Annotated in this window: 11 protein-coding genes; 2 read left to right on the top strand and 9 right to left on the bottom strand. The window is 73.3% G+C overall.

The features are described from left to right. Nucleotides 1-10: 10 nt before the first annotated feature. Nucleotides 11-271: a TFIIB-type zinc ribbon-containing protein gene (locus tag ACFO60_RS07095; protein ID WP_380838398.1), complete on the top strand. Its 261-nt coding sequence runs from the start codon at nucleotides 11-13 to the stop codon at nucleotides 269-271. A 231-nt stretch (nucleotides 272-502) separates the two neighbouring features. Here ACFO60_RS07095 and ACFO60_RS07090 read toward each other — a convergent pair whose 3' ends face one another. From ACFO60_RS07090 to ACFO60_RS07050, 8 genes are all read right to left on the bottom strand, one after another. Beyond that, a complete protein-coding gene (locus tag ACFO60_RS07090; protein WP_380838396.1) occupies nucleotides 503-829 on the bottom strand; it encodes a hypothetical protein in 327 nt (108 codons plus the stop codon). 1,494 nt (nucleotides 830-2,323) lie between these two features. Then, entirely contained in the window at nucleotides 2,324-3,823 is a 1,500-nt protein-coding gene (locus ACFO60_RS07080) for a bifunctional phosphatase PAP2/diacylglycerol kinase family protein (RefSeq protein ID WP_380838392.1), read from the bottom strand. Nucleotides 3,824-3,898: 75 nt separating this feature from the next. Further along, nucleotides 3,899-4,216, bottom strand: a complete 318-nt coding sequence (locus ACFO60_RS07075; protein WP_380838391.1) for a hypothetical protein — start codon at nucleotides 4,214-4,216, stop codon at nucleotides 3,899-3,901. Nucleotides 4,217-4,568: 352 nt separating this feature from the next. After that, nucleotides 4,569-5,756 (bottom strand): serine hydrolase domain-containing protein, encoded by a 1,188-nt coding sequence (locus ACFO60_RS07070; protein WP_380838389.1) that lies wholly within the window; start codon nucleotides 5,754-5,756, stop codon nucleotides 4,569-4,571. Nucleotides 5,757-5,878: 122 nt separating this feature from the next. Further along, the gene (meaB, locus tag ACFO60_RS07065) at nucleotides 5,879-6,859 is read right to left on the bottom strand and encodes a methylmalonyl Co-A mutase-associated GTPase MeaB (RefSeq protein WP_380838387.1); all 981 of its coding nucleotides are present in this window, start codon (nucleotides 6,857-6,859) and stop codon (nucleotides 5,879-5,881) included. 16 nt (nucleotides 6,860-6,875) lie between these two features. Beyond that, nucleotides 6,876-9,122: a methylmalonyl-CoA mutase gene (gene scpA / locus ACFO60_RS07060; RefSeq protein WP_380838386.1), complete on the bottom strand. Its 2,247-nt coding sequence runs from the start codon at nucleotides 9,120-9,122 to the stop codon at nucleotides 6,876-6,878. Beyond that, entirely contained in the window at nucleotides 9,119-10,936 is a 1,818-nt protein-coding gene (locus tag ACFO60_RS07055) for a methylmalonyl-CoA mutase family protein (protein ID WP_380838384.1), read from the bottom strand. The genes scpA and ACFO60_RS07055 overlap by 4 nt, the downstream gene beginning before the upstream one ends. A gap of 142 nt (nucleotides 10,937-11,078) precedes the next feature. Further along, a complete protein-coding gene (locus tag ACFO60_RS07050) occupies nucleotides 11,079-11,858 on the bottom strand; it encodes a peptidoglycan recognition protein family protein (protein WP_380838383.1) in 780 nt (259 codons plus the stop codon). Nucleotides 11,859-12,093: 235 nt separating this feature from the next. Between ACFO60_RS07050 and ACFO60_RS07045 the strand changes: the two genes are divergently transcribed. Next, a complete protein-coding gene (locus tag ACFO60_RS07045; RefSeq protein ID WP_380838382.1) occupies nucleotides 12,094-13,203 on the top strand; it encodes a DUF5925 domain-containing protein in 1,110 nt (369 codons plus the stop codon). A 22-nt stretch (nucleotides 13,204-13,225) separates the two neighbouring features. On the opposite strand, the gene merB is transcribed toward ACFO60_RS07045, so the two are convergent. Continuing rightward, the gene (gene merB / locus ACFO60_RS07040; RefSeq protein WP_380838381.1) at nucleotides 13,226-13,888 is read right to left on the bottom strand and encodes an organomercurial lyase; all 663 of its coding nucleotides are present in this window, start codon (nucleotides 13,886-13,888) and stop codon (nucleotides 13,226-13,228) included. Nucleotides 13,889-13,922 lie beyond the last annotated feature (34 nt).

The raw sequence follows: 13,922 nt of genomic DNA, 5'->3' as shown, positions 1-13,922 counted from the left end.
GATCGAGTCCATGCGTTGCCCGAAGTGCAGCGGTTCCATGCGGACCTTTGACCGCAACGGCGTCCACATCGAGCAGTGTGACAACTGCCGCGGCATCTTCCTCGACTACGGCGAGCTCGAGACCCTGGCGCGCGTCGAGAGCCAGTGGGCCCAGCAGCAGTACGCCTCGCCGCCGCCCCCGGTGCACGGCGCCCCCGCCTGGGGCGCGCCCCACCACGGCCGCCACGGCCACCACCAGCGCAGCTGGGTCGGCATGCTCTTCTCCAGCTGAGCCGCGGCCCGGGCACACATGTCCACGTGGCCCGGTGACGCTTGAGGCAGCGCGCCGGCCGGCCGTCGGCCCGGCCGGCGCGCTGCCCGCGGGCTCGCCCCGCCGGACGGCCCGGCGATGCCGGACAGACAGGGCCCGGCGGACGGCCCGGCGTCCTGGTCGAACAGTGGCGCAGCTGACGCGGGCCGTGACAAAAGCGGCGAGGCCGCCGTCGTCGCGAACGGACACCGCTCACCGGTTGCCGGCCGGCCCCATCCGCTTGGCGTGTGCATAGACGGGCGCTCCCGGCGGGGGCATGAGGTGTCCGCCGCCGAAGACGCTCTCGCCCGCCGGGCAGGCCGCGACCGCGAGGCAGTTGGCGCCGGCGAGGCAGTCGGCGCCCGCGAGGCAGTTGGCGCCCGCGATGTAGCCGGCGCCGGCGAGGTAGCCTGCGCTGCCGAGGCAGCCGGCGCCGGCGAGGTTGCACGCGACCGGCGCTGCGCTGCCGAGGCAGCCGGCGCCGACGAGGTTGCACGCGAGCGGCGTCCCCGTGACGACCCCGTACCCGAACGCTCCCACCGGACCTCGCGGACCCGCGAGACCCTGCGCACCGGCGGGCCCTCGCGTACCACCGGGACCCTGCGGACCCGCGAGCCCCCGCGCACCGGCAGGACCCTGGGGACCGGCGAGCCCCCGCGCGCCGGCCGGACCCTGCGGACCCGCGACCCCCCGCACGCCCGCCGGACCCGCCGGACCCGCCGGACCCGCCGGACCCGCCGGACCCGCCGGACCCGCCGGACCCGCCGGACCCGCCGGACCTGCGGGACCCGCCGGACCTGCGGGACCCGCCGGACCTGCGGGACCTGCCGGTCCCTCGGGGCCCCGCTCGCTCTGCGGCCCTCGTCCGGCCTGCGGACCGCGTGGCGCCTTCGTCCCGGGGTCACCGTGCGCGGCGCCGGCGATCCATCGCCGTAGTTCCGCGCTTCCGCTCCGGGCGTCGTGACGCCGCGCCCTGTCCGCCTTGACGGTCACCACTCGGATGTGACGGACGGCCTGCCGCAGGTGGTGATGACCGTGGCCCCCGTGGTGCCGGTGCCGGCGTGCACTCCGCCCGTGCCCGCCGTCACCAGGATGTGTGAGGCGGAGCGCGTGCGCCACCGCCGACCGGCCGGACAGGCTGTGCCGCTTGTGCCGGCGGCTCTTCCCGGCGGCCCGTTCGACGCCGGACGAGGGGTGGACCCACGAGTCCACCACCGAGTGCCCGGGAGCGTCGTACGCGGCGGCTCCGGCGACCGTGGTCATCACGGACGCGTCCAGGGCGATGACACCACCGATGATCAGGCTGCCGACGGACATGAGCCCGGCGATTTCCCGGAATTTACCCACCTTCACTCCCTCGTGCGCGCATTCTTCGCCATATTGGCAATATCCCCCATCACAGACAGACGCCCTTCCAGGGGTTTGTGGAGCATTGCTCGCATCGATTGTTGTCGGTGAAGGTACACGACAAACAGCACCTATTAACTCTTGCCTCGATGATTGTGGTTTTATTGACGCCAGAGAGCTCCCGTCCAGCCTATTCTGAAACGTCACCGTCCAGGCGTTCTGAATACCTATGACGCTCGAAGTCCGATCGATCCCTGCTCCTGCCGGCCCGATCGGCCGCTCGCGCTCCCATGGAGCGGCCCCTGGGCGAGAACACGACACTGTTCAGCCTGCAAGCCATGGACATGGCCGGTGCACTGCCGGCCCACAGCACACCCCCGCCCAGCCTGCGGGCGGCCTACCAGGCCGAGCCCGACCTGGCCCGCTTCCACGTGGAGCCGAAGGATCACTTGAAGCCGGCCCTGACCGCAATCCTCCTGGGCGTGCCATCCCGCCACCGGCCTGCGTCGCGCTGGACAGGCCTGAACCGCTGTATTCCTCGCGCTCGGACGGTGGAGGTAGAAACCGCCGTGAATGTCCTCCGGGAATGCCACCAGCCGCCTCCCGGGCGCTCCTCCGCCGGAGGGCTGGGCCCTGGTTCAAAGCCTGGTGAGCCGGTCGTTGATCGCGGTTATTTCGAAACGGGGCTCAGGCCCCGGGGCGGAAGACCAGGAGGCTGCGGGGGCGCTTGCCCAGGGTCACCGGGCCGGGCACGGTGAACGTCTCGCCGTCGCGGGCCAGCCTGATCTCGCCGGCCGGGTCCCCCGGCGCGGCCACCCGCAGGGTGTCGGCCCGCCACTGGCTGTAGTGCCGCGACAGGCCCAGCCCCCCGGCGACGGTGGTCACCATGGCGCGCAGGCGCGGCAACCGCCCCGCGGCCGTCAGCATGCGGATGTCCAGCACGCCGTCCTCCAGCCTGTCCCTGCGCGTCGGCGCGATGCCGCGCGACTCGTAGGCGCAGTTGCCGGCGAACAGCAGCCACACCCGGCGGCGGACGCCGTCGACGACCAGTTCGAGCGGGCTGCGGTCGCGCATCAGCACGCCGGCCATGGCGAGCACCAGCGCCGGCCACTTGCCGATCTTCTTCTCCCAGTCCTCCCTGAGGTCGACGACCGAGGGGTAGATGCCGATGCTCGCGGTGTTGAGGAACACCCGCCCGGCGACCTCGCCGACGTCGACGGCGACGACCTGGCCCGACCGGTAGGCGTCGGCGGCCTCCTCGATGGTCTCGATGCCGAGCGTGCGGGCGAAGTGGTCGAACGTCCCGGCCGGCACCGGAAGCAGCGGGACACCGTGCTCCATCGCCGCCTGCGCCCCGCAGTTCATCGTGCCGTCGCCGCCCGCGACGGCCAGCACCCGGGCCCGCTTGGCGGCCTCCTTCAGGCACCGCATCAGGTCGTCCCCGGGTTCGGTCTCGATGACCTCGGCGCCGGGCAGGGCCTTGCGCACGGCGGCCGCGGTCCACGGGTCGTGCCCCGCCGCGTTGTTCACCACGGCGACCACCCCCTCGCCGTCCGGGTCGAGGTCGTGCAGAGGCGCCGTGGCGGCGACGCGGGCATCGCCGATGACCGTCTGGCCCGGCCACAGGCGCCTGGTGATCAGCGCCGCCGTCACGCCGAGCGCCGTGCCGGCGAGCACGTCGCCGGGATAGTGCACGCCGGTGTAGACGCGGGAGAAGCACACCGCGCCCGCGGCGACGGCGACCGGCACGGCGACCCGCGCGGGCGCCTCCAGCGCCACGGCGGTGGCGAACGCGGCCGCGGAGGCGGAGTGGCCCGACGGGAAGGAGTGCGAGGAGGGGATGCGGCCGAGGCGGGCGAGCGGGAAGTCGACGATGGACGGCCGGGCCCGGGCGAACGCCTGCTTGCCGAGCAGGTTGACCACAGGGCTGGCCAGGCTGATCGCCAGCATCCCCCGCGTGGCGGCGCGGCGCATGCGCTTGCGCCCGGTCAGCGCGAGGCCGCCCGCGATGGCGGCCCACAGCAAGGAGTTGTCCGCCGCGCGCGACAGGCGCGGCAGGACGCGGTCGAGGCCGGGCAGGTGCGCGTCGGCGACCGATCTGAACAGGCGCCGATCGAGCGCGCCCAGCCGTTTCCTGATGCCCGTCCCTCTGCCGCTGGCGTTCCACATGCCATCGATAGTGCCCACCCGCGGCACGCTCAGTCACCCGGTGTGAGCCCCGTCGATCCTCCCGGCGCCGGACGCGGAGCCCCCGGCGGCGCCTCAGCGCCCGGAGAGCCTCTCAGGCTCGCAGGCGGCGGAGTTCGCGGGCGCGCCCGGGCCGAGCGCGGCGCGCAGCACCTCCTCGACGTCGAGTTCGAGGACGCGGGTGCGCTCGTTCACGGCGGCCTCGCGCGGGTGCACCCCCGCGTCGCCGAACGCCGCGCGGAAGAAGCGCTCCTCGCCGAGCAGGCGGCACAGGCCGAGCACCCTGACGTACAGCAGGGGGGCCTCGTCGGGGGCGGCGTCGTCGCCCTCCGGCGGGCAGTGTTCCCCGGGCGCCGCCGGGCGGGCGTGGCGCGGCTGCGGATCACTGCTCATGCGACCTCCTGTTAACTCTGTGTGTCGCCATGGTGACATCTTCGACCCGCTTGGCGCGACGGACGACTCCCCAGGGAAGGAAATTCTTCTACCCTGAGTGACCGCCGTACCGACGGAAGTAACGGAGCCGGGAGATGCGGGCACACCCTGGGAGGAGGAACGACGCGGGCGGCGAAGGAGGAGTCGTGCCGGGGATGCGACTCGCGCATGAGAGCGCGGCCGGTCGTCATCGCGGGCAGGTCCCATCCCCGCGGCCGGGAGAGCCCCTCCGTATGCGCAGGTCACCGGCCCGGTCTCCGGGGTGGCGCGTGCGGGCGCCGCCACCCGGCCCGGCGGTCCGCGGCCCCCGCGGTCAGTCGTCGATCGCCTGATGGACAGCGGTCCAGAAGTCGTTCCACATCGGCAGCCTCTGGTCGCCCGCGTGCGCCCGCTGCATCATGAAGATCGTCGTCATGTTCTCGGCGGGATCGTTGTACCAGGCGGTGCCGTAGAGGCCCGGCCATCCGTAGCTCCCGGCCGAAGGGCCGGGCTGCGTGCTGCGGGTGCGGACCGACATCCCGAAACCCCAGCCCATGGTGTCAAAGTACCCCGGCCAGAACCCGGAGACCGCCTTCTGCGCCGGGGTCAGGTGGTCTCGTGTCATCAGCGTCACCGACGGCCGCGAGAGCACCCGTTCGCCGTGGTGGGAACCGCCCGCGAGCAGAGCCGAGGCGAAGGCGAGGTAGTCGCCGGCGGTCGAGACGAGCCCGCCGCCACCGCCTTCGAACGCCGGCGGCCGACTCCACCGCCCGTCGGGGCCGTCTTCCACGACCCGCTCACCGGTGGCGGCGTCGAGCTCGTACGCCGTCGCCAACCGGCCGACGCTCTCGCCGCGCACGCTGAAGGCGGTGTCCTTCATCCCGAGCGGATCGCAGATCCGCTCGCGCAAGGCATGCCCGAGAGACATACCGGTGGCCCGGGCGATGAGCACGCCCGTCACGTCGGCGGCGGTCTCGTACATCCAGCGCTCACCTGGCTGGTGGACGAGCGGCAGCGTGCCGAGCCGGCGCATCCACTCCTCCGGCGGCGGATGGCCGAGCGCGTTCAGCGCGTCCGAGATCGGAACCGTTCCCGGCTCGGCGAGGACCATGCCGGTGCCCAGGGTGAAGGTCAGCAGGTCCCGCAGCGTTATCGGGCGTTTCGCCGGAACGGTGTCTTCCAGTGGCCCGCGGGGATCGGCGAGCACGGTCATGTCCGCCAGCTCCGGGAGGAGGTCGTCGACCGGGTCATCGAGGCGGAGGGTGCGGTCCTCCACGAGCGTCATCGCACACGCGGCGACGAGCGGCTTCGTCATCGAGGCCACGCGGCAGATCGTGTCGCCTGCCATCGGCGTCCTCGACCCTGCGCCCTCGAACGCGAGATTGCCCGTCGCTTCGATGTGCACCTCGCCGTGTCGGGCGAGAACGGCCACCATACCCGGGACGAAGCCGGAGTCGACGTGACGCTCGAGCAGCTCTCGCACCCGAGCCAGCCGTTTCGACGAGAAGCCACCAGTGGTCACGTCTTTTCCTCATCTCATCCGTTCGCACGTCACGCGTTCGCGCGACGGCCGCACGTTCCGCAAGGACGTCGAGGAAGAAGCCCCGTCCGAGTGGAACCGGTGCTCTGGGCGGTCCAGCGCGGTCACGTGCGGCGGTCGAAGGCGGCCAGCAGGCGATCGGCGGCCAGGGAAGGCGTGAGGGTGCCCTCGAGGACCTCCCGCTCGACCTCGGCGGTGACGGCGGCCACCGCCGGGTCGCCGGTGAGCCTGCCGAGCAGGCGGTCGCGCACGAGGGTCCAGGTCCAGCCGACCTGCTGGCGGCGGCGTCTGGCGGCGAGCTCGCCGGAGGCCTCCATCTGGTCCTGGTGGCGGACCACCTGCCGCCACAGCTCGGGCAGGCCCGTGCCTTCCAGGGCGCTGCAGGTCAGCACCGGCGTGTTCCAGGTGCCGCCGCCCGCGCGCAGCAGCCGCAGCGCGCCGGACAGCTCGCGGGCGGCCTTGCGGGCGTCCATCTCGTGCGGGCCGTCGGCCTTGTTGACCGCGATGACGTCCGCCAGCTCCAGAACCCCCTTCTTGATGCCCTGGAGCTGGTCGCCGGTGCGGGCGAGGGCCAGCAGCAGGAAGGTGTCCACCATCTCGGCCACGGCGGTCTCGGACTGGCCGACGCCCACGGTCTCCACCAGCACCACGTCGAAGCCCGCCGCCTCGACGACGACCATGGCCTCGCGGGTGGCCTTGGTGACGCCGCCGAGGGTGCCTGAGGTGGGCGAGGGCCGGATGTAGGCGTTCGGGTCGGCCGACAGCCGCGCCATGCGGGTCTTGTCGCCGAGGATGCTGCCGCCGGTGCGGGTGGAGGAGGGATCGACGGCGAGCACGGCGACGCGGTGCCCCTGCCCGGTGAGGTGGACGCCGAGGGCGTCGACGAAGGTGGACTTGCCCACCCCGGGCACGCCGGTCACCCCGACGCGCCTGGCCTTGCCCGACAGCGGCGTCAGCTCGACGAGGAGCCGCTGGGCGAGCGCCCGGTGATCGGCCCGGGTGGACTCGACGAGGGTGATGGCACGGGCGATCCACCCGACGGCGCCCTCGCGGACGCCCTGGACGTAGTCCTCAAGCGACGGCATGACCCTTCTGGTCCTATCAGATGGCGTGGCCCAGCCGCGCGGACAGCTCGCGCAGCAGGTCCATCGCGGCGTCGGCGATGACCGTGCCGGGCCCGAAGATCGCGCTCGCCCCGGCCTCGCGCAGCGCGGGGAAGTCGCCGGGAGGGATCACCCCGCCCACGACGATCATGATGTCGTCGCGGCCGAGGGCGGCGAGGTGCTCGCGCAGCTCGGGCACCAGCGCCAGGTGGCCGGCCGCGAGCGAGGAGACGCCCACGACGTGCACGTCCGCCTCGACGGCCTGGCGTGCGACCTCGGCGGGGGTCTGGAAGAGCGGGCCCACGTCGACGTCGAAGCCGAGGTCGGCGAAGGCGGTGGCGATGACCTTCTGGCCGCGGTCGTGCCCGTCCTGGCCGATCTTGGCGACCAGGATGCGCGGCCGGCGGCCCTCCTCGCGCTCGAACGCGGCGCAGGCCGCCCGCGCCTTCTCGATGCCGGCGGCGTCGCCCGCCTCTTCGCGGTACACCCCTGAGATGGTACGGATCTGCCCGGCGTGCCGCCCGAAGACCTTCTCCAGGGCGTCGGAGATCTCCCCCACCGTGGCCTTGGCCCGCGCGGCCTCGATGGCGAGGGCGAGCAGGTTCTCCTCGCCGGCGGCGCCGCGCGTGAGGGCCTCCAGGGCGTCGCGGCAGGCCCGCTCGTCGCGCTCCTCGCGCAGGCGGCGCAGCTTGTCGAGCTGCTGGGCGCGCACGGCGGTGTTGTCGACCTTGAGCACCTCGATGTCCTCGTCGGACCCGGTGCGGTACTTGTTGACGCCGATCACCGGCTGCCGCCCGGAGTCGATGCGGGCCTGGGTGCGGGCGGCGGCCTCCTCGATGCGCAGTTTGGGCAGGCCGGCGTCGATCGCCTCCGCCATGCCGCCCGCCCGCTCGACCTCCTGGATGTGCCCGGAGGCGGCGCGGGCCAGCTCGTAGGTGAGCCGCTCGACGTACGCGCTGCCGCCCCACGGGTCGATCACCTGGCAGGTGCCGGACTCCTGCTGGAGCAGCAGCTGGGTGTTGCGGGCGATGCGCGCCGAGAAGTCGGTGGGCAGGGCCAGCGCCTCGTCCAGGGCGTTGGTGTGCAGGGACTGGGTGTGGCCCTGGGTGGCCGCCATGGCCTCCACGCAGGTGCGCGCGACGTTGTTGAAGACGTCCTGGGCGGTCAGCGACCAGCCGGAGGTCTGGGAGTGGGTGCGCAGCGACAGCGACTTGGGGTTCCGCGCGCCGAAGCCCTTGACCAGGCCGGCCCACAGCAGCCGGGCGGCGCGCAGCTTGGCGACCTCCATGAAGAAGTTCATGCCGATGCACCAGAAGAACGACAGGCGCGGCGCGAACGCGTCGACGTCCATCCCGGCCTTCACTCCCGCACGGAGGTACTCGACGCCGTCGGCGAGGGTGTAGGCCAGCTCGAGGTCACAGGTGGCCCCGGCCTCCTGGATGTGGTAACCGGAGATCGAGATGGAGTTGAACTTCGGCATCCGCTGGGAGGTGTAGGCGAAGATGTCGGAGATGATCCGCATCGACGGCCCGGGCGGGTAGATGTAGGTGTTGCGGACCATGAACTCTTTGAGGATGTCGTTCTGGATGGTCCCGGCGAGCCGCTCGGGGGCCACTCCCTGCTCCTCGGCGGCGACGATGTAGAGCGCGAGCACCGGAAGCACCGCGCCGTTCATGGTCATGGACACGCTCATGCGGTCGAGCGGGATGCCGTCGAACAGCTGCCGCATGTCGTAGATCGAGTCGATGGCGACGCCTGCCATGCCGACGTCGCCGCCCACGCGGGGGTGGTCGGAGTCGTAGCCGCGGTGGGTGGCCAGGTCGAAGGCGACCGACAGGCCCTTCTGGCCGGCGGCCAGGTTGCGCCGGTAGAAGGCGTTGGACTGCTCGGCGGTGGAGAACCCGGCGTACTGCCTGATCGTCCACGGCTGGTTGACGTACATCGTCGGGTAGGGGCCCCGCAGGTACGGCGCCGTGCCGGGGTAGGTGGACAGGAAGTCCAGGCCCTCGAGGTCGGCGGCGGTGTAGAGCGGCTTGACTCCGATGCCCTCGGGGGTGTCCCACACCAGGTCGGCGGGGTCCTTGCCGACCTGCTCGCGCACGGCCTTGGCCCAACGCGCCACGTCGTCACGCGCCACGTCGTCACGCGCCACGTCGTCACGCGCCACGTCGTCCCGCGGGGCGCCGGGCCCGGGCGGCGCGGCCGCGGGCGCGGTCAGCGGCACCTGTGCGAAGTCGGGAATCACGGGGCAACCCCCAGGTCGTCGAAGGTGGTGCGGAGGACGTCCAGCGCGTCGCAGCCGGCGTGCAGGACGGCGTCCACACCCTCATAGTGGCCCTTCCCCGCCAGCCACACCTTGCCCGCCCCCGCCGCCGCCAGCGCGGCGGCGACCGGCTCCGCGTGCTCGGCGTAGAGCTTGTCGCTGGAGCACAGGCAGGCGACGGCGGCGCCGCTGCGCGCGAACGCCTCGGCGATCGCCGCCGGGTCGGTGCTCGCGCCGCCGGTGACGGTGGCGATGCCGCCCGCCTGGAACAGGTTGGCGGCGAAGGAGGCCCGCGCGGTGTGCGCGGCCGCCGGGCCGATGGCGGCGAGGAAGACCCGGGGCCGTTCGGGGGCGCGGTCGGCGCGGTCGCGCAGGGCCTCGAAGTCCTGCGCGTAGTGGACGCGGGGCAGCCCGCCGCCGGCCGGCTCGGGCGCCGGCTCGCGGACGGGGCGCCGTTCGTCCAGCTGGGGGAACTCGCTGACGCCGGTGATCGGCCGCACGCGGCGGGCGATGTCGCGCGCGCGGCGGGCGCGGGTGGCGTCCAGGCGCTCGGGGATGAGCCGTTCGAGCGCCGCCTCGGCGCCTCCGGCCCGCTCGATCTGCTGGAACCACTCCCACGCCTTGCCCGCCAGGTCGGCGGTGAGCCGCTCGGCGTACCAGGAGCCGCCGGCCGGGTCGGCGACCCTGGCGACGTTGGCCTCCTCGAACAGCAGGGACTGGGTGTTGCGGGCGATGCGCCGGGAGAAGGCGTCGGGCAGCCCGAGGCGGGCGTCGAAGGGCTGGACGGTGACGGCGTCCGCGCCGCCGACGCCGGCGCCGAAGCAGGCGAGGGTCGTGCGGAGCATGTTCACCCACGGGTCGCGGGCGGTCATCATCGCCGAGGAGGTGACCGCGTGCTGGAGCTGGCCCCCGAGGGCCGGCGCGCCGCAGGCCTCGGCGACGCGGGCCCAGAGCGTGCGCGCGGCGCGGAACTTGGCGATCGTGAGGAACTGGTCGGCGGTGGCGGCGTAGCGGAACTCGATCTGCCCGAGCGCCTCCTCCAGGGTCAGGCCGCCGTCGGTGAGGGCCCGCAGGTAGGCGACTCCGGTGGCCAGGGAGCAGCCGAGCTCCTCGGCGTCGGAGCCGCCGGCGTCGTGGTAGGGGGTGGCGTCGACGGTGATCGCCCGCAGGGAGGGCGTCCCCTTGGTGCGCAGAGCCAGCGCGACGGCCTCCGAGAGCGGCGCAGGCGTCCCCGTCCTCGCGCGCAGGCCGATCGGGTCGGCGCCGAGGTTGCCGCCCGCCGGGGCGGTTCCGCGCTCGCCGGCCAGGCGCAGGTAGGCCTCGGCGGCCTGCGGCGTGGCCGCGCCGGCCTCCAGGACGACGGGGGCGAGGTCGAGGTAGACCCCGTCCAGCACCCGGGGCAGCGCGGAGGGGTCCATGCCGCCGTCGCCGAGGACGAGCCACAGCGAGGTGACGCCGTTCTCCAGGTCGGCGAGGACGGCCTCGCGGGTGACGGCGGGGTCGGGGTGGGCGTGGCGCTGGCGGACGTCCCAGCCGGTCAGCGCTCCGCCGACGGCGCGCGTGCCCCGGGTGAAGGGCGCGAACCCGGGGAGCCCGGGGTCGGCGGGCAGGTCGGAGGCGTCGTACAGCGGCCGGAGCGTCACGCCGTCGTAGGTCGTGTGCGCCAGCGCCTCTTCGGGGGAGCCGACGTCGGCGCCGGACTTGCGCAGCACGTCGACGGCCGCCCGCCGCCACTCTTCGCGCGTGCCGGGCGGGAAACCGGCCCCCGGCCGGAACTCCTCATGCTGGACGGTCATGACATGGATCGTAGGCGGTGGCGTGCCAGGAGTACCACGGCCGGGCGTCACCGGGCGATCAGCGGCCGATCAGGCGGCGGTCAGCCGCCGATCGGGCGCCCTCCGGCGGCCGCCCGGCCGCCGCGGCACCGCTCAGGCCCGCTCAGGTGATCGGGGCCTCGAAGGCTTCGTCCCAGGTCTTCTTGCCGACGATGCCGTCGACGTCCAGCTTCTGCTGCTCCTGGAAGTCGCGGCAGACCTGCTTGGACCCCGGGCCGTAGGCGCCGTCCACGTCGATGGCGAAGCCGCGCTTGTCCATCTGGGCCTGCCAGGTGCGCACGTCGTCGCCGCGCATGACCGGCGGGTACTTGAGCAGCCTGCCCGGCCACTGCGGGTGCTCCTCCGGCGGGGTGCCCGGGCCGGTCCCGCCGCCGCCGGGGCGCGGCGCCCCCTTGCGCACCCACGCGTACAGCGGCTCGCCGGGGCAGTCGGTGGAGTAGCCGTCGCGGTGGCCCTTGATCTCGGTGCCGGCCCTGCCCTTCTCACGCAGGTACTCGATGGCGTCCACGACGCCTTCGAGCAGGGCGTCCGGAGGCTGCACCAGGCCGCTGTCGCCGACCAGGCCGAGGACGGCGTAGTGGTCGCTGTTCAGGCCGGCGCCGTTGGCGGCGGGCAGGTGGTGAGGGCCGCGCCCGACGAAGACCTTGCGGTGGGGACAGGCCACCATCGAGTATCCGATATCGAGCCAGCCGTTGCCGTCCATGTGGAAGTTCTGGATGGACCTGACGAGGGCGACGCACTTGGCGTGATCATTCACGATCGCGGGGTCGACCCGGCCGCCGGTGTAGTGCACCTTGACGCCTCGGTTCTCGGTCACCGTCGAGTAGGAGCCGCGCGGGGCGCGGGCACCCCAGGCTTCGCGCGACACGAGGTCGATTGCCACTGACTTCTCCTGGGGATACGAACGCGTTTGCGGACTCAGGGCCCACTGTCCACCCGTAGAGACGTCAAACCCGCTCTTAGTGGTTCCCAGTGCATTGAATCCGTATGGCAACCCTAACGAGCTACACATCACCACATGGGGTGATTTGCCAATCACGCATAGGAAGTCGCAGGTTTCGGGCGAACCTTCGGGAAAATCCATGGACTCTGCCCTCGCCAGGCCGGAACATGAATATATGTCCGTTGTGGAGGAGGTCCGTTTCCCCGCCGCCGAGGCCCTGCCGATGAAGGTGTGGCTTGACGACGGCGACTCGCCCGTCGACGTCATCGACGCGCTCGCGCTGTCCCCGTTCGCCACGGGGAACCAGCCGTGGGCGCGCACCGCGAACCTGGAAAGGGTGCGTCCCGACGCCCCGCTCATGCCGGCCCGCGCCCGGCTGACCCGCGCCGCCAAGGAGCAGGACGGCCGCGACTCGCGGCTCGCGTGCGGGGACGGCTGGACCCTGCGGGTCGTGCGGTTCCGCAACCGCACCGCCGTGCTCACCGTCACCGCCGTCAGCGACGAGCTGGCGCGCTCGGTGCTGGAGGAGGCGACCCTCGACGCCGTCGAGCCGCCGCCGCAGGACGCCGACCACGTGGAGATGGGCTTCTGGTGGGTGGGGGCCCACGGCCCGCGCCGCACGCAGCGCCCGATCACCGCGCCGCGCTGGCCGTCGATCCGCGGCAACTACTCCCGCGTCGCCGGCGAGGCGCTGGGACGCCTGATGGCGGTCACACCGTCGGAGACCAACGGGCGGCTCATCCTCCTGCAGGGGCCGCCGGGCACCGGCAAGACCACGGCCCTGCGCGCGCTGGCCAGAGAGTGGGCCGACTGGTGCCAGGTGGACTGCGTGCTCGACCCCGAGCGGCTGTTCGCCGATCCCGGCTACCTCATGGAGGTCGCCGTCGGGTACGACACCGACGACGACGACCACCGCTGGCGGCTGCTGGTGCTGGAGGACTGCGACGAACTGATCCGCGCGGAGGCGAAGGAGGCCACAGGGCAGGGGCTGTCGCGGCTGCTCAACCTCACCGACGGGCTGCTCGGCCAGGGCAGGGACGTCCTGGTCGCGGTGACCACCAACGAGGACCTGGCACGGCTGCACCCGGCGGTCGTGCGCCCGGGACGCTGCCTGTCGCAGGTGGAGGCCGGCCGCCTGTCGGCCGAGGAGGCCGCCGCGTGGCTCGGCGCCTCCGAAGGGGTGTCTCCGTCGGGCGCCACCCTGGCCGAGCTGTTCGCCCTGCGCTCCGGCCGCGCGACCGCCCTGCCCGCCCCGCCGGCCGACTCGACCGGCCTGTACCTCTGACCGCCCGGCGGCCGCGGCGGGTTCAGGCGTCGCCCCAGAACGGGCCGACGAGGCCGAGCTCATGGAACAGGGCTCGCGCCTCGTCGGGGGTGCGCCGGCGGTACTCCCTGGTGAAGCGGCCGGCGTACCAGCGGGTGGCCAGCAGCCACAGCGTCCGCATGTCGAGGATCGCGCCGCGCGGGCTCCGGCTCTGGCGCAGCCACCGGCCGACGTGCTCCTCCGAGCAGAACAGCGACTGGTGCGCGCAGGTGTACATCACGTCGTCCCACATGCGCGGGATGGGGACCAGGAAGTGCGCGACCAGGCCGGCGGGCGGATGCTCGTCCGGGCGCACGTCCAAGGCCAGCGCCCTGCCGCAGCCCGGGCAGTGCGTCGCCACCAGGCAGGGACGGCCGACCAGCGCCGGGATGGCGAAGGAGTCCCAGGCGCAGCCGCCCCACCACCTCACCCGCTCGTCGGTGACGACGAAACCGAGGGACCGCGCCGACCACGGGTGGGCCATGAGGATCTCGCGCCTGCCGGCGTCCAGCACGAGCAGGTGGGCGTCGTGCAGCGCTCTCAGTGCTTCCAGCGCCGCGGCCGTGTCCAGCCCGAACCCGTCGGCCACGTCCTCGGGACTCGGGGGCTCCCCCCTCTCGGCGAACCACTGGTAGACGAAGACCCGCACGTCCGCAAGATCGCGCATGCGTCTGACGTACCCGGCGGGACGAGGGTCGATG

Source organism: Sphaerisporangium dianthi (assembly GCF_042654065.1).
Classification (GTDB): domain Bacteria; phylum Actinomycetota; class Actinomycetes; order Streptosporangiales; family Streptosporangiaceae; genus Sphaerisporangium; species Sphaerisporangium dianthi.
The sequence above is the reverse complement of the archived record's forward strand: the minus strand, read 5'-3'. Positions and strand labels throughout refer to the sequence as shown.